17 protein-coding genes are annotated in these 17,524 nt (G+C 73.3%); 9 read left to right on the top strand and 8 right to left on the bottom strand.

Annotated features, from left to right (window positions below; genetic code table 11):
- Positions 1-165: 165 nt before the first annotated feature.
- The gene (locus ACZ6WH_RS06190) at positions 166-1,560 is read right to left on the bottom strand and encodes a cytochrome P450 (RefSeq protein WP_469726461.1); all 1,395 of its coding nucleotides are present in this window, start codon (positions 1,558-1,560) and stop codon (positions 166-168) included.
- 98 nt (positions 1,561-1,658) lie between these two features.
- On the opposite strand from ACZ6WH_RS06190, the gene ACZ6WH_RS06185 reads away from it, so the two are divergent.
- Positions 1,659-2,063: a (2Fe-2S) ferredoxin domain-containing protein gene (locus tag ACZ6WH_RS06185; protein WP_432852222.1), complete on the top strand. Its 405-nt coding sequence runs from the start codon at positions 1,659-1,661 to the stop codon at positions 2,061-2,063.
- Positions 2,064-2,148: 85 nt separating this feature from the next.
- On the opposite strand, the gene ACZ6WH_RS06180 is transcribed toward ACZ6WH_RS06185, so the two are convergent.
- Genes ACZ6WH_RS06180 through ACZ6WH_RS06170 form a run of 3 tightly spaced genes read right to left on the bottom strand, consistent with a single transcriptional unit; the run spans position 2,149 to position 6,696 of the window.
- A complete protein-coding gene (locus ACZ6WH_RS06180; protein WP_469727190.1) occupies positions 2,149-4,089 on the bottom strand; it encodes a primary-amine oxidase in 1,941 nt (646 codons plus the stop codon).
- Between the two features lie 53 nt (positions 4,090-4,142).
- A complete protein-coding gene (locus tag ACZ6WH_RS06175; RefSeq protein ID WP_469726459.1) occupies positions 4,143-5,705 on the bottom strand; it encodes an APC family permease in 1,563 nt (520 codons plus the stop codon).
- A 31-nt stretch (positions 5,706-5,736) separates the two neighbouring features.
- Entirely contained in the window at positions 5,737-6,696 is a 960-nt protein-coding gene (locus ACZ6WH_RS06170; protein ID WP_469726457.1) for a hypothetical protein, read from the bottom strand.
- A gap of 273 nt (positions 6,697-6,969) precedes the next feature.
- Between ACZ6WH_RS06170 and ACZ6WH_RS06165 the strand changes: the two genes are divergently transcribed.
- The 5 genes from ACZ6WH_RS06165 to ACZ6WH_RS06145 all read left to right on the top strand — a co-directional run bounded on the left by ACZ6WH_RS06165 (position 6,970) and on the right by ACZ6WH_RS06145 (position 9,793).
- Entirely contained in the window at positions 6,970-7,602 is a 633-nt protein-coding gene (locus ACZ6WH_RS06165; protein WP_469726456.1) for a TetR/AcrR family transcriptional regulator, read from the top strand.
- Between the two features lie 26 nt (positions 7,603-7,628).
- On the top strand, positions 7,629-8,393 hold the full coding sequence (locus tag ACZ6WH_RS06160) for a glucose 1-dehydrogenase (RefSeq protein ID WP_469726454.1): 765 nt from the start codon (positions 7,629-7,631) through the stop codon (positions 8,391-8,393).
- A gap of 65 nt (positions 8,394-8,458) precedes the next feature.
- Positions 8,459-9,025 carry an NUDIX hydrolase gene (locus ACZ6WH_RS06155; RefSeq protein ID WP_432852233.1) on the top strand — a complete coding sequence of 189 codons (567 nt, stop codon included), beginning with the start codon at positions 8,459-8,461 and terminating at the stop codon, positions 9,023-9,025.
- Positions 9,026-9,035: 10 nt separating this feature from the next.
- On the top strand, positions 9,036-9,446 hold the full coding sequence (locus tag ACZ6WH_RS06150) for a YidH family protein (protein ID WP_432852235.1): 411 nt from the start codon (positions 9,036-9,038) through the stop codon (positions 9,444-9,446).
- Between the two features lie 2 nt (positions 9,447-9,448).
- Complete coding sequence (locus ACZ6WH_RS06145; RefSeq protein WP_469726451.1) at positions 9,449-9,793, top strand: DUF202 domain-containing protein; 345 nt, start codon at positions 9,449-9,451, stop codon at positions 9,791-9,793.
- A 192-nt stretch (positions 9,794-9,985) separates the two neighbouring features.
- Here ACZ6WH_RS06145 and ACZ6WH_RS06140 read toward each other — a convergent pair whose 3' ends face one another.
- Positions 9,986-10,801, bottom strand: coding sequence for an alpha/beta fold hydrolase (locus ACZ6WH_RS06140; RefSeq protein ID WP_469726449.1), 816 nt, complete (start codon positions 10,799-10,801; stop codon positions 9,986-9,988).
- 241 nt (positions 10,802-11,042) lie between these two features.
- Between ACZ6WH_RS06140 and ACZ6WH_RS06135 the strand changes: the two genes are divergently transcribed.
- The 3 genes from ACZ6WH_RS06135 to ACZ6WH_RS06125 all read left to right on the top strand — a co-directional run bounded on the left by ACZ6WH_RS06135 (position 11,043) and on the right by ACZ6WH_RS06125 (position 14,238).
- Positions 11,043-12,083, top strand: coding sequence for a phosphotransferase family protein (locus ACZ6WH_RS06135; RefSeq protein WP_469726448.1), 1,041 nt, complete (start codon positions 11,043-11,045; stop codon positions 12,081-12,083).
- An 8-nt stretch (positions 12,084-12,091) separates the two neighbouring features.
- Positions 12,092-13,306, top strand: a complete 1,215-nt coding sequence (locus ACZ6WH_RS06130) for an acyl-CoA dehydrogenase (protein ID WP_469726447.1) — start codon at positions 12,092-12,094, stop codon at positions 13,304-13,306.
- A 149-nt stretch (positions 13,307-13,455) separates the two neighbouring features.
- Positions 13,456-14,238: a hypothetical protein gene (locus ACZ6WH_RS06125; protein ID WP_469726445.1), complete on the top strand. Its 783-nt coding sequence runs from the start codon at positions 13,456-13,458 to the stop codon at positions 14,236-14,238.
- A gap of 33 nt (positions 14,239-14,271) precedes the next feature.
- Here ACZ6WH_RS06125 and ACZ6WH_RS06120 read toward each other — a convergent pair whose 3' ends face one another.
- The 3 genes from ACZ6WH_RS06120 to ACZ6WH_RS06110 form a co-directional block, all read right to left on the bottom strand.
- The gene (locus ACZ6WH_RS06120; protein WP_469726444.1) at positions 14,272-14,865 is read right to left on the bottom strand and encodes a TetR/AcrR family transcriptional regulator; all 594 of its coding nucleotides are present in this window, start codon (positions 14,863-14,865) and stop codon (positions 14,272-14,274) included.
- Positions 14,866-14,909: 44 nt separating this feature from the next.
- Positions 14,910-16,571 carry an AMP-binding protein gene (locus tag ACZ6WH_RS06115; RefSeq protein ID WP_469726442.1) on the bottom strand — a complete coding sequence of 554 codons (1,662 nt, stop codon included), beginning with the start codon at positions 16,569-16,571 and terminating at the stop codon, positions 14,910-14,912.
- Positions 16,572-16,703: 132 nt separating this feature from the next.
- A complete protein-coding gene (locus ACZ6WH_RS06110) occupies positions 16,704-17,477 on the bottom strand; it encodes an SDR family oxidoreductase (RefSeq protein WP_469726440.1) in 774 nt (257 codons plus the stop codon).
- Positions 17,478-17,524 lie beyond the last annotated feature (47 nt).

The following is a 17,524-nucleotide window of genomic DNA, read 5'->3' as shown; positions in this document are numbered from 1 at the left end:
CTCAGACGAGCAACGGCCTTCTCCAATCGACGGCAATGGGGCCGGAAATGACGCTACGCCGAGCGCGGCGAAAACGCAAACGCTATTTTCGTAGCGTTAGCGCGGAACGGTTTCCGCGCGCCCGGCGGGACGATGCTCGGCGAGACGGCGAGGGCCGCCGCGGTGTTACGCGCGCGGCCGCAGGCGGACCCGCGCCGGGCCCTTGGCCTGGAGGGTGATGCCCGCACCCACCGGGACCTCGGCGTCGTCGGCGGCCTCGGGGTCGTAGGCGCGCAGCAGCGTCGCCAGCGCCAGGACCGACTCCAGCATCGAGAAGTGCTGACCGATGCAGGCCCGCGGGCCGCCGCCGAAGGGGAACCACGCGTAACGGTGCCGCCCGGCCGACCGCTCGGGCGTGAACCGCTCGGGGTCGAAGCGCTCCGGGTCCTCCCACAGGTCCGGGTTGCGGTGCGTGACCCAGGGGGCGACCACGACGTCCGAGCCGGCCCGGATGCGGTAGCCGCCGATCTCGGTGTCCGCGACGGCCCGGCGGCCGACCACCGGGGCTGCCGGGTAGAGCCGCATCCCCTCCTTGAGCACCCGCGTCAGGTACGGCAGCCGCTCCAGGTCGGCGGCGGTGGGCGCACGGTCGCCCAGTACCTCGTCGATCTCCCGCTGGGCGCGTGCCCGCTCCTCGGGGTGGCGGGAGAGCAGGTGGAGGGTGAAGGCCATGGAGGTCGCGGTGGTCTCGTGGCCGGCGAGCAGGAAGACCAGCACCTGGTCGCGGATCTCGGTCGCGTCCAGGCTGCCGTCCTCCTCGCTGCCCGCCTGCGCGAGGAGGGTGAGCAGGTCGTCGCCCGCGGGGCCGTCGGGTGCCGCGCGGCGCTCGGCGATGATCCGGTCGCAGACCGCGTACACCTCGCCGATCGCAGCCATCGCGCGGCGGTTGCCGGGCGTCGGCCACTCGCGCGGCAGGTTCACCGGCGCGTACGCACGGCTCAGCGCATAGGAGTTGATCACCGGGAAGGAACGGTGGATGACCTCGACGGCGGCCTCGACATCGGCTCCGAAGAGGATGCGCGCGACAGTCCGCAGGGCCAGCCGGCTCATCTCGGCGACCAGGTCGACGCTCTCCCGGGAGCGCCAGCGCTCGACGACCGCGTCGGCCTCCTGGGCGATGGCGTCGGCGTACCCGTCGACCCGGCGCTTGGTGAAGAGCGGCTGCACCAGCCGACGCTGCCGCAGATAGTCGGCGTCCTGGCTGGTCAGCAGGCCGTTCCCGAAGGCGGCGCGGACCTCCGCGTAGAAGGGGTTGTCCTTGCGGAAGTTCCCGGACTCCGTGCCGAGCACCTGCTGCACGCCCTCGGCGGAGAACACGCCGTGGATGACGGTCCGCAGTCCGGGCGGGCCCGCCGAGATCCGCACCACGTCGCCGTGGTCGCGACGGGCCCGGAGGAAGGCGCCCAGGGAGTCCTGCTGGAGTTCGAACATCGCCCCGAGGAGCGGCAGCCCTTTGGGGCCGGGTATCGCCGCTACGGGGCCCGCCCCGGTGTGCGCATCGTTGTCAGTGGTGGCAGTCATACCCCGGGCCCTACCCCAAAGCCCCTCTCAATACGACGAGTTGAGGGCCACACACGGGGGCCGTCCGCACCGGCACCGGCGCCCCGTACGATGGACCGGTGATCAACAAGCGTTCCCGCCGACCCGCCGACCGGGCCGCCTCCTGCCGTGTCACGGTGTGCCGCGGCTGCTGCTGCGGCGACGCGAGCAAGATCCCCGGCGTCGACCACGCGGGCCAGATCCCGCGACTGCGCGCGGCGCTGGACGGCGCCGCCCCGGTGCGCGCCTCGGAGTGCCTGGACGTCTGCGACCAGGCGAACGTGGTCGTGGTCCAGCCGTCGCCCGAGGGGCGCGCGGCGGGCGGCCGACCCGTATGGCTGGGCCTGGTCAACGACGACGACGCGCTGGCGGACATCGCGGCGTGGATCCGGGCGGGCGGCCCGGGCATCGCCGAGCCGCCCGGCATCCTCGACCTCTACGCGATCAAGGTCTCCCGCCGCGTCAGCGAGGGCCTGCCGAGCTGACGGCGGGAACGGCCCCACGGCGCGCGTGCGGCCCCGTCCGGGGCCGTCCCGCCGGTGCGGGGCCCCGTCCCGTACGGAAGCCGCCTCACGCGTGGCAGTGGCCCTCTCCCCCGCCCTCCCGGGGCAGGTCCAGCGCCGGGTTGCGGTCGAAGAAGCCGGTCGGCCTGAGAGTGAAGCCGCAGCGGTCGACGGGCATGACCGGCCAGTCCTCCAGCCGCGGCAGATGGGTGGGGCCGAAGGTGTGCCAGAGGGTGAGGGCGGTGTCCGAGAGGGACTCGCCCGGCGCGCTCCAGGCGCTGACGCCCGCGCCTCCCGGGTGCTGGTTGGGGTAGTCGCCGTCCGGGTAGCGCCGTTCGGGCCGGCCCGCGGTGATCCACAGGTGCTTGGTGGCGTACGCGACACGGGCCGCGACCGTCGAGCCCGGCCGCGCGAGCAGCGTGGGCCCGGGCTGCGGCTGGAGGGTGTACGCGACGGGCTGCCCCATGCGGTTGCGGGAGCCCGGGTTGGTGATCCGCCAGCGCCTCCCCGCGGCCGGGTCGGCGAGCCGGCCGCCGTCCCCGGAGTCGGTGACGGGCGTGGCCCGGACGGTGAAGGCGTTGCCGTTCGGGTTGTCCGGGCCCATGGGCAGCGGGACGACGTCGACCTCCTCGACGGTGTTGGCGTGCCCGTCGACGGCCGGGTCCAGCCGGGCGCAGAAGAGGTGCTGGTGGTACGGCGCCTGAAGGCCGGGCGCGATCTCGGTGGCGTACGGCGACTCCGTACCGGGTGCGGCGGCGGAGGTCTGCACCAGGCCGGTGGACTTCACCTCGAACTCGATCGTGCCGTCCTGGTAGAGGTACCAGTAGAAGCCGTAGTCGTAGTTGCCGAGGGTGGCGATGTACGAGAGGACCAGGCGGCGGGAGCGGCGGCTGTCGGCGGTGAAGCCGTCGAACATGTTGGTGTGCTTCCAGAGGAGGCCGTGGTCCTCTTCGTGCAGGCAGATGGCGTTCGGCAGCGTCTCGGGGTGCCCGGTGTCGCCGGCCACGACGGCGTCGACGTACCGGATCTCGCCGAGGCAGTCGCAGCCCAGGCGGAGCGCGTTGGCGTTCCGGCCGAGGGTGTACTCGCCGACGTCGAGGTAGCAGACCCAGTTGCGCGCGGGGTCCGGCTCGGCGTACGGCACGGCCATTTCGGCGAGCGAGGCGCGGTGCAGCACGGGCCGTACGCGGTCGCCGTCGCGGTACCCGATCTCGTGGAGGACCAGGCCCTCGCGGGCGTTGAAATCCAGCCGCAGGCGCCAGTTCTGCCAGCTGAGGACGTGGTTCTCCAGGGTGAAGGAGGGCCCGTCGGGCTGGGTGATCTCCAGCGGTTTCAGGTCCGTACGGGCGGGGCCGGTGAACTCCGCTTCGTAGCGGCCGCATTCGGCGGGCACGGGGACGGCGCCGGTGTCGATCAGGCGGAGGACGCGGCCCTCGGTGAGGTCCACGTCGGCGACGAGGCCGCCGACCGGGTGCGCGAACGGGTTGTCCGACTCCGAGCAGCGCAGGAAGGTCAGCGAGCGCAGCATGCGCCGGCCGGTCTCCTCGGGCCTGCCGAAGTTCCCGGCGGCGAGCGGGGCAGCGATGACCAGGTCCAGGTCGGTGATGCCGCGGTCGGCCATGGCCTTGCGCCAGCTCGCGTCGGCCTTGACGACCGCGTCGCAGCGGTCGAACTCCTCGAAGAGCAGCGGCGGCTGCCCGTCGGCCACCGGGTCCAGCGGGCGGTACGCCACGAGGGTGCGCGCCGCGATGTCCACGAGGGCCTCGGCGGCGGCCCCGGTGGCGGTCTCCAGGAGGGTGACGCGGAGCCGTCGTACGACGGGGTCGCCGGGGCGGTGCGCGGCGACGGTGTGCCGGTCCGGCTCGTCGAGGAGGACGAGGGGGAAGCGGGTCGTGTCGCCCGCCCGGCCGGACTCGGTCAGCACCTCGCGCGCCGTGTCGATCTCGTGCGCGGTGAGCGGGTCGAGCGGGTGCCGGACCTCGGCGGGGGCTTCGGCTGCGGCGGTCATCGGCGCCCTTCCTGCCGTACGGCGGTCATCGTCGGTCTCCTCCTGTACGGCGGTCATCGGCGGTTCTCCTCCCGTAGGGCGGTTCCGGGGTGCGGTCCGGGTTCGGCGGTGGCCGCCTTCTCCAGCTGGAAGGCCTCGTTGCCCAGGCCGATCCGGGCGTGCACCCAGGGGCGGACGGCGCGCAGCACGCGCCCGTGCACGAGTCCGGCGACGGCGGCGAGCCCCATGAGGGCGGGCAGCAGCCAGTTCAGCGGGGAGCCCGCCCCGGCGCCGACCAGCACGCCGAAGTCCTTGACGGCGTAGACCAGGACGACCAGCAGGGCGAGTCCGGCGACGGCGGCAGCGGTGAGCCGGCCGGCCTGGGCGCGGCCCGCGCCGCGGCGTACGAAGAAGGCGATGACCGCTGCGCATGCGGTGGCCATCAGGGCGATGACCCCGAGGGCGCCGAGGTTGCCGCCCCACGTGAAGAGCCGCAGGACGGGCGTGGTGGGGTCGCCCGCCGGCGCCCGGTCGGTGACCGCGAACGCCACGACGACCAGGAGCGAGACGACGGTCTGCAGGAGCGAGCCGAGGGCCGGGGCGCCGCTGGCCCTGGAGGTGCGGCCGAGGGGCGCGGGCAGCAGGCCCTCGCGGCCCATGGCGAAGGCATAGCGGGCCACGACGTTGTGGAAGCTGAGCATCGAGGCGAAGATGCCGGTCACGAAGAAGACGTGCAGGACGTCGGTGAACAGGCCGCCGAGGCGGGGTTCGGCGAGCGCGAAGATCAGGCCCGGCCCCTCCTTGCCGGCGGCGGCCACTACGTGGTCGGGCCCGGTGGCCACGCCGATGAGCCAGGAGCTGAGGGCGAAGAAGACCGCGGAGAAGCCGACGGCGAGGTACATCGCGCGGGCCACGACGGTCTGGGGCCGGCTGGTCTCCTCGGCGTACACCGGGGCCTGTTCGAAGCCGAGGAACCCGGCGACGGCGAAGCACAGGGCCGTGCCGAGGCCCGCGCCGCCGAGCGTCGCGGGGTCGAAGGCGTGCGGGGAGAGGCCCTGCGGGCCGGGCTGCGTGGCGAACGCGAGGTCGAAGACGACGATGAGGGCGACCTCGACGAGGAGCAGGACGCCGAGCACTCGGGCGTTGAGGTCGATCTTCAGGGCGCCGAGGGCGCCGGTGAGCAGGACGGCGAGGAGCGCGGGGACCCACCACGCGACGGTGAAGCCGAAGAACGTGCCGAGCAGCGCGGCGAATTCGAAGCCGAAGATGCCGTAGATGCCGACCTGGAGGGCGCAGTAGGCGGCGAGCGCGACGAAGGACGCGCCGGCGCCCGCGGTGCCGCCCAGCCCCCTGGCTATGTAGGCGTAGAAGGCGCCCGCGTTGTGCACGTGCCGGCTCATCTCGGCGTAGCCCACGCTGAACAGCGCCATCACGACGCCGAGGATGACGAACAGCAGCGGCTGCCCGACGATGCCCATGACCTGGTACGTGGTGGCCATGACGCCGGCCACGACCATGAGCGGGGCGCTGGCGGCCAGTACGGACAGGAGCAGGCCGGCGGTGCCGATGCGGCCGGCGCGCAGGGCGCGTTCCTGTCCCTTGAAGGTGCTGATCTCGTGCGTACTGCCGGTCGGCATGGCGGAACGGTCCTTTCCGGGGACGGCGGGATCAGGTGGTGCGCAGGGCGGTGTCTCGGGCGGCCCTGAAGGCGCGCGCCGGGTCGCGGCCGGGGTAGCTCCACGGTTCGGCGGTGACGTGCGGGCCGATGCGGTGGAAGAGGGCAGCGGCCTCGGCCAGCCGCCCTTCGCAGAACTTGGCGTGGGCGAGGAAGTTCAGGTCGACCTTGCCGCGCGGGTGGCCGGAATCGCCCTCCCACTCCAGCCACCAGTCGAAGGCGGTCTTCATGGCCTGGCGGGCGCGGCGGGTGGACCAGTGGCCCGACGCCACCGGGTCGGCGGGCTCCAGGCCGGCGGCGGCCAGGACGCGGTACCGCTCGGCGTGCGCGACGACGGGCAGGACGGCCAGCGGGGAGTCTTCGGGGGCCTGTTCGACGGCCCATGCGGCGAAGTCGTAGACCTGGTGCAGCGGGTCGTCGGTGTTGCCCTGCTGGTGTTCGGCGAGGCAGGCGGCCATGAGGTGGTGGGCGTGGTGGTGGCCGGGGTGCCGGGCGCGCACCTGGTCGAAGGCGTGCTCGCGCGCGTCGGGGGTGCCGGTGGCGCGGGCCAGCAGCAGCGCGGCGAGCCAGGGGGTGGGGTCGGCGGGCGCCATCCGGGCGGCGGTCAGGCAGCTCTCGCGGGCGATCTCGGCGGACTCCCCGCCGCGCAGCGCCCGGTGGACCATGGCGGCGGCGACGAAGGCGGCGGCGTCGGGACTGTCGGGCTCGGCGAGCTGCCATTCGCGGGCCCAGACGACGCCGGTACGGGCGGCGCCGAGCGCCATCAGGCGGTGGCCGCGGCGGTCCCAGTCGGTGCCGGTCGCGGCGAGGAGGGAGCGGGCGACGATCCAGCGGCCCTGCGCGAGGGCGTCGAGGGCCGCGGCCAGCTCGGCGTCGTCGAGCGCGGGACGGACCGCGGCGGGGTCCTTGCGGCGGGGGCGCCCCAGAGGTGGGGGTGGGGGCGGTGGAGTCATACGAGGCGTCTCTCCACGGCGCTCTTCCCTCCGGAACCCCGCGCGGGGCGGACATGTGCAGGTTTGATGAACGGATCGACACGGGGTGATCACAGACAGCAAACCGGCCCCCAGGGGTCTCCGTCAACCCCCGTCCGAGTGACCTCGGTGGACGTCAACACCCCCACGGACAAAGCCCGTTCGGAAGCACCACGAAGGCCGCACCACCCCCTCCCGCATCCCTTGACCCCGCTCTCCGTGCAATTAATAATGGCGAGTATTAATATGGGGGCCATGGCGAGAACGTCGGGCACCGAGACCCGGGACAAGCTGATCCGCGCCGCGGAGGAGATCTTCGCCGCGCAGGGCGTCGACGGCGCCCGGACCCGCGACATCGTGCGGCTGGCCGGCCAGAGCAATCCCTCGGCGGTGCAGTACCACTTCGGGTCCCGCGCGGGCCTGCTGGACGCGGTGATGGCGGGCCGGCTGGGACGTACGGAGGCGGCGCTGGCGCCCGTCCTGGAGGACCTGCCGGACCCGGGCCTGGAGGACCTGGTCCGCGCGCTGGTCACGGCCGAGGCGACCCAGCTGAGCGACGTACGGGGACTGCGCTGCCTGCGGATCTCCGCACAGCTCAGCCACGAGAGCGGCATCCGCACCCGGACGCCGCACCCCACGCTGGCGGGCACCGCGTACTGGCGGCTGATCGAGCGGATCGAGGCCTCCCTCGCGGCGGCGGAGCTGCCCGAACCGGTCCGGCTGGAGCGTACGGACCTGGCGCTGACGCTGATCGGCGCGGCGCTCGCCGACCGGGCCCGGCAGTACCTCGACGGCACGCGTCCGCTCACCACGGAGCCCGTCTTCCTCGCCGACCTCGTCACGACCACGGTGGCGCTGCTGCGCGCCCCCGCCCCGGAGCAGGGGTGACCCGCTCCCCGACACAGGAGTGCACGATGACCGATCTCACCGGCAGGACCATCCTCATCACCGGCGGCGCGCGCGGGCTGGGCGCCGAGGCCGCGAAGCAGGCCGTCGAGGCCGGGGCACGCGTCGTCCTCACCGACGTGCTCGCCGAGGAGGGCGCGGCCACCGCGGCGGCGCTGGGCGACCGGGCCCGTTTCCTCGTCCACGACGTGACGTCCGAGGAGGACTGGCAGCGGGTGGCGGACTTCGCCGTCGCGGAGTTCGGCGGCCTCGACGGGCTGGTCAACAACGCGGGGATATCCACCGGCCGGCCGCTGGAGACCATCTCGGTCGCCTTCTTCCGCAAGGTGATCGACATCAATCTCACCGGCGTCTTCATCGGCATGAAGACCGTCATCCCGCTGATGCGGGAGCGCGGCGCCGGCTCCATCGTCAACATCTCCTCGGCGGCCGGGCTCATGGGCCTCGCGATGACCGGCGGCTACGGCGCCTCCAAGTGGGGCGTGCGCGGCCTCTCGAAGGTCGCCGCCGTGGAGCTGGGCACGGACCGCATCCGCGTCAACTCCGTGCACCCGGGCATGACGTACACCCCCATGACGGCCGGTGTCGGCATCCAGCAGGGCGAGGGCAACTACCCCAACACCCCGATGGGCCGGGTCGGCGAGCCGCACGAGATCGCGAGCGCGGTGGTCTATCTGCTCTCCGACGCCGCGTCGTACGTGACCGGCGCCGAACTGGCCGTGGACGGCGGCTGGACCACCGGGCCGACGGTGAAGTACGTGATGGGGCAGTGAGGCGCGCCGGACGGGCGGCGGGCCCGCGGCACCGCCCGTCACCGGCCGTCTGATTGCATGGCCCCATGACCGATCAGCAGCCGGACGGGCCCGGACCGCAGCAGCCGCTCAACGCCGACGAGATCCTCGACATCGTCGACGAGCACGACCGGGTCGTGGGGCAGGCCCCGCGCGGTGAGGCGTACGCGCGCCGGCTGCGGCACCGCTGCACCTTCGTCCTCGCCCGGGACGCGCAGGACCGGATCTTCGTGCACCGCCGCACCGCGCAGAAGCTGGTCTTCCCCTCGCACTACGACATGTTCGTCGGTGGCGTGGTCGGCGCGGGCGAGTCCTACGACGACGCGGCGCTGCGCGAGGCGGAGGAGGAGCTGGGCGTCACCGGACTCCCCCGCCCCGAACGGCTCTTCACGTTCCTGTACGAGACGCCGGAGCACACCTGGTGGTCGGCGGTCTACGAGGTGCGCTGCACGCTGCCGGTCGCCCCGCAGGCCGAGGAGGTGGCCTGGCACGCGTTCCTCACGGCGGAGGAGCTGGCGGCCCGGCTGCCGGAGTGGGAGTGGGTGCCGGACGGCCTGGAGGCGTTCCGGCGGCTGCGCGACCGGGAGGCCGCCGGGCGGCCGGCCGCCGGATAGGGTACGCCTCATGATCTTCACGGACCGTGTGCGGTCGCTCGCCGCCGACCTGCGTCTGTGGTTCGCGCCCGGGCGGCTCCGCAGCGAGGGCACCACCCCCGACTACCGCTTCTCGCTCGCCAACGAGCGCACCTTCCTGGCCTGGCTGCGCACGGCGTTCGCGTTGATCGGCGGCGGCTTCGCGGTCGACCAGTTCCTGCCGTCGCTGCACCAGACCGTACGGACGGTGTTCACGGTGGCGCTGCTCGCGGGCGGCGCGCTGTGCGCCGTGCGCTCGGTCAACCACTGGGTGCGCTGCGAGCGGGCGATGCGGCACGGCGAGGACCTGCCGGCCTCGCGCTTCCCCGCGCTGCTGGGCGCGGGCGTCGGGCTGCTGGCGGTGGCCATCGCGGTGGTCGTGCTGCTGGGCTGGACGCGCTGACGATGAGCGGTGCGGAGGAAGGTCCGGCGCCGGTCAGGGACCCCGGGCTGCAGCCCGAGCGGACCCGGATGGCGTGGCGGCGTACGACGCTGTCGTGCGCGGTGGCCGTGGTACTGGCCTGGCGTCAGGTGCTGGTCACCGGCGAGCCCACCGCGGCGGAGGTCGTCCTCGTCGCCCTGCTGGTCCTCGCCGGGCTGGCCTTCCTCACCGCGGCGCACACGCGCATGCGGCGGCTGGCCGCCCCTGCGGCGGCGGGACCGCCCCGGACCATGGGCATCCGCACGGCGCTGCTGGCCACCGGCTGCACGCTGATCCTGGTGGGGCTGGGCGCGGCGATCACGCTCTAGTGCCGCGGGCGCCGCGGAATCGCCCGCGCCGGGGGCACCCGGCCCCCGATCCGGCCCTGGGACGCCCAGCCCTCGACCCCGGCCACGGCGCACGACCTCCGGCCTCCGGCCTCCGATCCCAGCCCCGGCCCCGGCCCCGGCCCCGGCACCCGACCCCAGGCCCCCAAATCCCGGATCCCGGCCCAAGCCCCCTCAGCCCCCGAAAGCCCCCTTCGCCGCCCTGCGGATCTCCTCCGTCAGCGCTTCGGGCGCGGTGGCGTTCGCGCCGTGGCCCTGGCCCGCGAGGGTCACCACACGGGCGTCCGGCAGGACGGCCGCCAGGTCCGCCACGCGTTCGTGCAGGTGCGGGAAGCTCAGCTCGCCCTGGAGCAGGGTCACCGGCAGGCCGAGCGCGCCGTACCGGTCCACGCCGAGGCCGAGGGCGTCGATGATCTCGTCCTCGACGATCTGCGCCTCGGCGTGCGTGGCGATGAGCGCCTGCACGCGGGGGTCCGTCAGCATCTGCTCGACCGCCTCGGCCGGCATGCCGGTGATCGCGCGCGAGTGAATGCGTATCGCCTCCGTCGGGTCGCCGGCGTCCAGCGCGGCACGGGCCCGCGGCCCCGCCTCCCCCACCAGCGGCGAACGGGTCGGTATCGGCGGGTCGTACGCGACCACCCCGGCGAAGGGGGACGGGTCGCGGAGCGCGGCCTCCAGGGCGGCCACGGCGCCCGAGGAGTGCCCGACGAGCAGCACGGGCCCGTCCGCTGCAAGCGACTCGGCGACCGCCAGGACATCGGCCGCCTCGACCGCCATCGAGTGGCCGCCGCCGATCCGCACCCCGGGCACGTAGATCCGGCGGCGTATGCGGACCACCCGGAAGCCGTCGGTCAGCAGGCGGGCGACCTCGTCCCAGGACTCGGGGCCCCGGCCTCCCGGGTGGACGACGAGCACGGTGGGCCCGCTGCCCCCGTCGTCGACGGCGGTGAGCGGGACGCCGTCCGGGGCGAGAACACGCAGTTCGGTCATGCGAGCGATGATCCTCGTCACTGTCCGTCACCGCATCCTATTTTTCGGACATGCGGCGCTGCGGCGGCATCCCCTTTTCCGGCCGCCGAACCTTCCCTCGTCCCGGCCGCCCGCGCGCCGCATGTGACGCGCGGAACACCCCGGCGCGCAACGTGTTCGCCTCGCCCTCTGGACGCCATACCGACTAGTCGGCATGATCGTGGACGGTCACACTCCACCGACCGGCAGACGGAGGCGCACGATGAGCAAGGACAACCCGCCCGGCCTCGACCTGGAGCGGCTCCGCGCCCACCTGGACCGGGAGCGCCCGGGCCTGGTCGCGGGCCCGCTGAGCGCCGAGCTGGTCCAGGGGGGCCGGTCCAACCTCACGTACCGCGTCACCGACGGCACCGGCCGCTGGGTGGTCCGCCGCCCGCCGCTCGGCCATGTCCTGGCCACCGCGCACGACATGGCCCGCGAGCACCGGGTCATCAGCGCGCTGCACGATACCCGGGTGCCGGTGCCCGAGACGCTGCTCCTGTGCCAGGACGAGGACGTCATCGGGTCGCCGTTCTACGTCATGGAGCTGGTCGAGGGGACGCCGTACCGCACGGCCGAGCAGCTGCGGCCGCTCGGCCCCGAGCGCACCCGCGACATCGTGCTGCGCCTCGTCGACACCCTCGTGGACCTGCACGCCGTCGACCCGGAGTCGGTGGGTCTGGGCGACTTCGGGCGGCCCGACGGCTTCCTGGAGCGGCAGCTGCGCCGCTGGGGCAAGCAGCTCGCCGCGTCCAAGAACCGCGAACTGCCCGGCATCGACGAGCTGCACGAGGCGTTGGGCCGGAAGCTGCCCGCCTCCCCCGCGCCCGCTGTCGTGCACGGCGACTACCGCCTGGACAACGTCCTGGTCGGCGCCGACGACCGGATCGCGGCGGTGCTGGACTGGGAGATGTCCACGCTCGGCGACCCGCTCACCGACCTCGGCCTGCTCGCCATGTACAGCGAGCAGGAGGAGTCGCCCGACTCACCCGTCACCACCACCCGCAGCGCCCCGGGCCACCCCGAACCGGGCGAGCTGATCGAGCGGTACGCGGCCGGCTCCGGGCGCGACGTCTCCCAGGTCGCCTGGTACACCGCGTTCGCGTACTTCAAGCTCGCGGTGATCCTCGAAGGCATCCACTACCGGTACACGCTCGGCCAGACCGTCGGCGCGGGCTTCGACCGGATCGGCGAGGTCGTGCCGCGCTTCATCGACAACGGCCACCGCACCCTGTCCACCCTGTCCGCCGTGAAGGAAGGCTGAGGCCGCTCATGGACTTCGCATTCGACGCCCGTACCGAGGAACTCCGCGAGAAGCTGCTCGCGTTCATGGACGAGCACGTGTACCCGGCCGAGCAGGTCGCGCACGAGCAGCGGGACCGGCTCGCCTCGCCCTGGGACACCCCGGCGATCGTCGAGGAGCTGAAGGCGGAGGCCCGCAGGCAGGGCCTGTGGAACCTCTTCCTCCCCGACGCGGAGTACGGTGCCGGGCTCACCAACCTCCAGTACGCGCCCCTCGCCGAGATCACCGGCCGCAGCCCGCAGCTCGCGCCGACCGCGCTGAACTGCGCGGCGCCCGACACCGGCAACATGGAAGTGCTCACCCAGTTCGGCAACGAGCAGCAGAAGAAGCAGTGGCTGCAGCCGCTGCTGGCCGGTGAGATCCGCTCCGCGTTCGCGATGACCGAGCCGGAGGTCGCGTCCTCGGACGCCACCAACATCGAGACGCACATCGCGCGGGACGGCGACGATTACGTCATCAACGGCCGCAAGTGGTACATCTCCGGGGCGATGAACCCGCTGTGCCAGATCTTCATCGTGATGGGCAAGACCGACCCGGACGGCGAGGACATCCGCCGCCAGCAGTCGATGATCCTCGTGCCGCGCGACACGCCGGGCCTGACGGTCAAGCGCGCGATGCAGGTCTACGGGTACGAGGACCACTACCACGGCGGCCACGCCGAGGTGCTGTTCGAGAACGTACGCGTCCCGGCCTCGAACCTCGTCGGCGAGGAGGGCGGCGGCTTCGGCATCGCGCAGGCCCGCCTCGGCCCGGGCCGGATCCACCACTGCATGCGGCTGATCGGCATGGCCGAGCGGGCCATCGAGCTGATGTGCAAGCGCGCGGTGGGGCGTACCGCCTTCGGCAAGCCGCTCGCCCAGCAGGGCGTCGTGCACAACTGGATCGCGGACGCGCGGGTCGCCGTCGAACAGCTCCGGCTGCTCGTCCTGAAGACCGCGTGGCTGATGGACACGGTCGGCAACAAGGGCGCGCACACCGAGATCCAGTCCATCAAGATCGCCACGCCGCGCACGGTCGTGGACATCATCGACCAGGCGGTCCAGCTGCACGGCGCGGGCGGCGTCAGCCAGGACTTCCCGCTCGCCGAGCTCTGGGCCGGCGCCCGCACCCTCCGCCTCGCGGACGGCCCGGACGAGGTCCACCAGCGCTCCCTGGCCCGCCGGGAGATCAAGAAGTACCTGTGACCCGGGAGACCGGCGAGCCGCGGAACAACCTCTGAGTCACGCGTTCATCCGCATCTCCCCGGGGGAATCACCCCGTTCGGAGAACCACCTCGTTCGGGGGGATGCGGGTGCGCGTATTCGGGTGGTGGCGCGACGGTGAGAGCCGTCAGATGAGAAAGGACGTGCTGGTCGGCGTCCTGGTCGGCGGGGCACTGCTGCTCCTCGGAGTGCCCTTCACCCTGCTCGGCACGGTCCTGCAGGAGAAGGTCACGGCGAAGGAGCTCGCCGAGCCGACCGTGACGGCCCGGTACGAAGCGGCGGACGCTCCGGGCAGGTCCGTCCTCTTCCCCGGGAACCACCGGCTGTCTCCCGGCGAGGCCAAGGACATCGGCTGCGCGGGCCGGGCAGTGGCGCGCGGTGCCGTGGACTTCGGGCTGACGCCGGTGCGCGTCGAGGTCACGGGCGTGGCAGGCCGTACGGTGACCGTCGACGAGATCCGCGCGAGAAAGGTCCGGTCCACCGCGGCCCGGCCCGGTGTCGTGCTCAGCTGCCAGCACCAGGGCAGTTCGGAGATCACCACCGCCGCGCTGGAACTGGACGACCCGGCGCCCCGCGCCCTGAAGTTCCTCGAACCACGCGGGACGGTGGACGTCTTCGTCTCGGACAAGCCCTACTTCCAGGAGACCACCCACTATGTGGAGCGCGGGAAACCCGAGGTCTTCGTGGTGTCGGGCATCGCCCGGGCCCGCAGCACGGAGTGGGTCGTCGAGGTCGTCGGCACCGTGGACGGCAAGCAGCGGGTGTGGACCCTGGACGACGACGGCCGGCCGTTCAGGACCGCCGGGGCCCTGGACGACGCGCGGTACGGAGTCTTCCTCGTGACCCCGTTCCACTTCATGGAGGTCGACGACCTCCCGAGGCTGCCCCCTAGGTGCCCGCCGACGTGTGAGTGACGGCCGCGACGGCACCTGCGGCCCGCGCCGCCCCTACGGCCGCAGCGCCCGCAGCAGCAGGTCCGCCAGGTGGTCCGCGACCTCCTGGGGGGTGAGGGGGCCGCCCTCGCGGTACCAGGTGCCGAGGTGGTGGACCGAGCCGAAGTGGTAGTCCACGATCAGGTCGGCGGGGACGTCGGCGGTGAAGACGCCCGCCTGCTGGCCCTCTTCGATCAGCGCGCGGAAGCGCTCGTGGTAGCGCCGCCGCTCCGCGCGCACCTGCTTGTCCTTCTCCGGCGAGAGCTGGTGCATGGAGCGGAAGAAGATCTTCGTGTCGTCGAGGTTCTCGATGGTGGTGACCACGACGTCCGCGGCGGCGTCGCGGAGCCGCTGCTCCACCGGCGCGTCGGCGTTCGCGAAGTGGTCCAGGCGCTCCTGCTGGAGGCGGAGCACCCGGCCGTAGACCTCGTGCAGCAGGTCGTCCTTGGAGCCGAAGTAGTGGTACAGCGCGCCCTTGGTGACGCCCGCCGCCTCGACGATCTCCTGGACCGAGGTCCGGTCGTACCCCTGCTCGGCGAAGAGCCGGGTGGCGGTGGCCAGCAGCCGCTGTGCCACGGGCTTCGTGCTCCCGTCCGTCGTGCCGGCCATCGCCCTCACCTGTCCTTCTCCGTACTGTTCGCGTGCTGTGGAGGCTAGCCGCGGTCCCGCAGCTCCCGTCGGAGGATCTTCCCACTCGTGGTCTTCGGCAGCTCCGGCAGGACCTCGACCGCCCGGGGATATTTGTACGCGGCCAGCCGTTCCTTGCAGTAGGCGGCCAGCTCCGCGGGGTCCGGGGACTGGCCGGGGCGGAGGCTGACGTAGGCCTTGACCGATTCCCCGCGGTAGGAGTCCGGGACACCCACGACGGCGGCCTCGCGCACGGCGGGGTGGCCGTAGAGCACGTCCTCGACCTCGCGCGGCCAGACCTTGAAACCGGACGCGTTGATCATGTCCTTCTTGCGGTCGACGACGTACAGCCAGCCGTCGGTGTCCATGAAGCCGATGTCGCCGGTGCGCAGCTCGCCTTCCGGTATCGCCTCCGCCGTGGCGTCGGGGCGGCGCCAGTAGCCGGGGACGACCTGGGGGCCGCGCACGGCGATCTCGCCCTGTTCGCCGAAGGGCACGTCCCGGCCCTGGTCGTCGATGATCCGGACGACCGTGTCGGGGCCGGGGACGCCGACCGCGAGGGTGCCGGAGACCTTGTCGACCGGGGCCTCCAGGTGCGGCGGCACGCTGGCGCACGGCGCGGTGCACTCGGTGAGGCCGTAGCCGTTGCGGATGTACGGGCCGAACTCCGCGCGGAACTTCTCCACCAGCGCGGGCGGCAGCGGCGCGCCGCCGGAGGCGAGGGTGGCGAAGGACGAGAAGTGGTCGCGGGAGACGTCCGGGTGGGCCATGAGGGCCATGAAGGCGGTGGACGGGCCGACGGTGAAGGCCGGGCGGTGCTCCAGGAAGGCGTCCAGGACGACGCCGGCCTCGAAGCGGTAGGCGAGCGCGAGGGTGCCGCCGCCGGTGACGCAGGAGGCCAGTTCGCAGACCATGCCGGTGATGTGGAAGAGCGGGGCGAGCGCGAAGTAGGTGGCGCCGTCGGGGAGGCCGAGGCCGGTGCGCTGCCGCTCGGCGTTGTAGGCGATGTTGCCGTGGGTGTTGGTGGCGCCCTTGGGCGTGCCGCTGGTGCCCGAGGTGTAGCTGATCAGGGCGATGTCGTCGGCGGTGAGCTCGGGGACGTCGGCGGCGGGACCGCGGCCGGCGTGTTCCCGGGCCGCGGTGAGCAGGTCGTCGGAGCCCTCGCGCGGGCCGAGCCGTTCGCCGCGCAGGACGCGGGCGTCGTCTCTGGTCTGCAGGTCGCGTTCGGAGGCGGTCAGCGCGATGCGTACGGAGGGCACTGCCGCGGCGGTGTCGCGCAGGAAGCCGTCCCAGGTGCGGTCGGCGCAGATCACGGCGGTGACCTCGGCGTCGGTGAGGACGTGCGTCATCTCCGCGGACTTGTACATGGGGTTGACGGGGACGACGACGCCGCCGGCCTTCCAGACGCCGAAGAGGGCGAGCACGAAGTGCGGGGTGTTCTGCAGCATGATCGCGGCCCGGTCGCCGGGCCGGAAGCCCCGGTCGCCGAGGTGGGCGGCGATGCCGTCGGAGAGCGCGTCGGTCTCGGCGTAGGACAGCCGGCCGTCGAAGTAGGCCAGCGCTGTCCGGTCGGGGACCCGGCGGACCGCGTCCCGGAAGGCGTGCAGCGTGGAGGGGTGCGGGTGCACGGGGGCGCGCTGGGCCTCGTTCAGCTGCGCCAGCCACGGCATGTCCTGGTACGACGTCATCGGCGTGCGGCCCTTCTCTCTTCTGGTCCCGGGGGGGCGGTACGCGGGTCCGGCGCGTCCTGCGGCCGGCCTCCGCGTCCCGTACGGCGCGGCCGTCCCCGCCGTGCCGTACGGGTGGGTGGTCCGTGCCGCTCAGGCGCCGGCGTCCTCGGCGGCTTCGAGCTTGCGCTGGAGGTGGTTCATGCCGCCGAGCCAGCGGCCGGGTTCGGCGGCGCGGGTCGCGTAGTAGCCGGCGACCTCCGGGTGCGGCAGGACCAGGAAGTGGTTCTCGGCGATGGCCTCGAAGAGCGCGTCGGCGACGGCGGCCGGTTCGATGGCTCCGGGGGTGAGGACGAGGTCGCCGGCGGAGCCGGTGCCCGCGAGCATGTCGGTGCGGACGCCCTGGGGGCAGATGGCGTGCACGTCGATGCCGCGGTGCTTGTAGGTGAGCGAGAGCCATTCGGCGAAGGCGTAAGCGGCGTGCTTGGACACGCTGTACGGGGCAGAGCCGATCATGGTGAGCAGGCCGGCCGCCGAGACGGTGGCGACGAAGCGGCCGCTGCCCTGCTCCAGCCACTCGGGTATGAGCGCGCGGGCCGCCCGTACGTGGGCCATGACGTTGACGTCCCAGGCCAGCTGCCAGTCCTCGTCGGGGGCCTCGGGGCCGCCGCCGGTGCCGACGCCGGCGTTGGCGCAGAAGATGTCGATGCGGCCGCCGAGGGCCGCACGGGCGGCCGGGACGACGGCCGAGGCGTCGCCGGGGACGGCGATCGCGCCCAGCTCGGCGGCGGTGCGCTCGGCCTTCTCCTTGTCGAGGTCGTTGATGACGACCCGGGCGCCCTCGGCGATGAAGCGGGCCGCGAGCGCGGCGCCGATGCCGCCGCCCGCCCCCGTCACCACGACGGCCTTGTCCCGCACGGCTTCCACTGGTCTCTCCCTCGCCTCGCCGGCACCTCGGTCAGCAGGCAGACTAA

This window comes from Streptomyces sp. NPDC050806, from assembly GCF_055586425.1.
The sequence above is the reverse complement of the archived record's forward strand: the minus strand, read 5'-3'. Positions and strand labels throughout refer to the sequence as shown.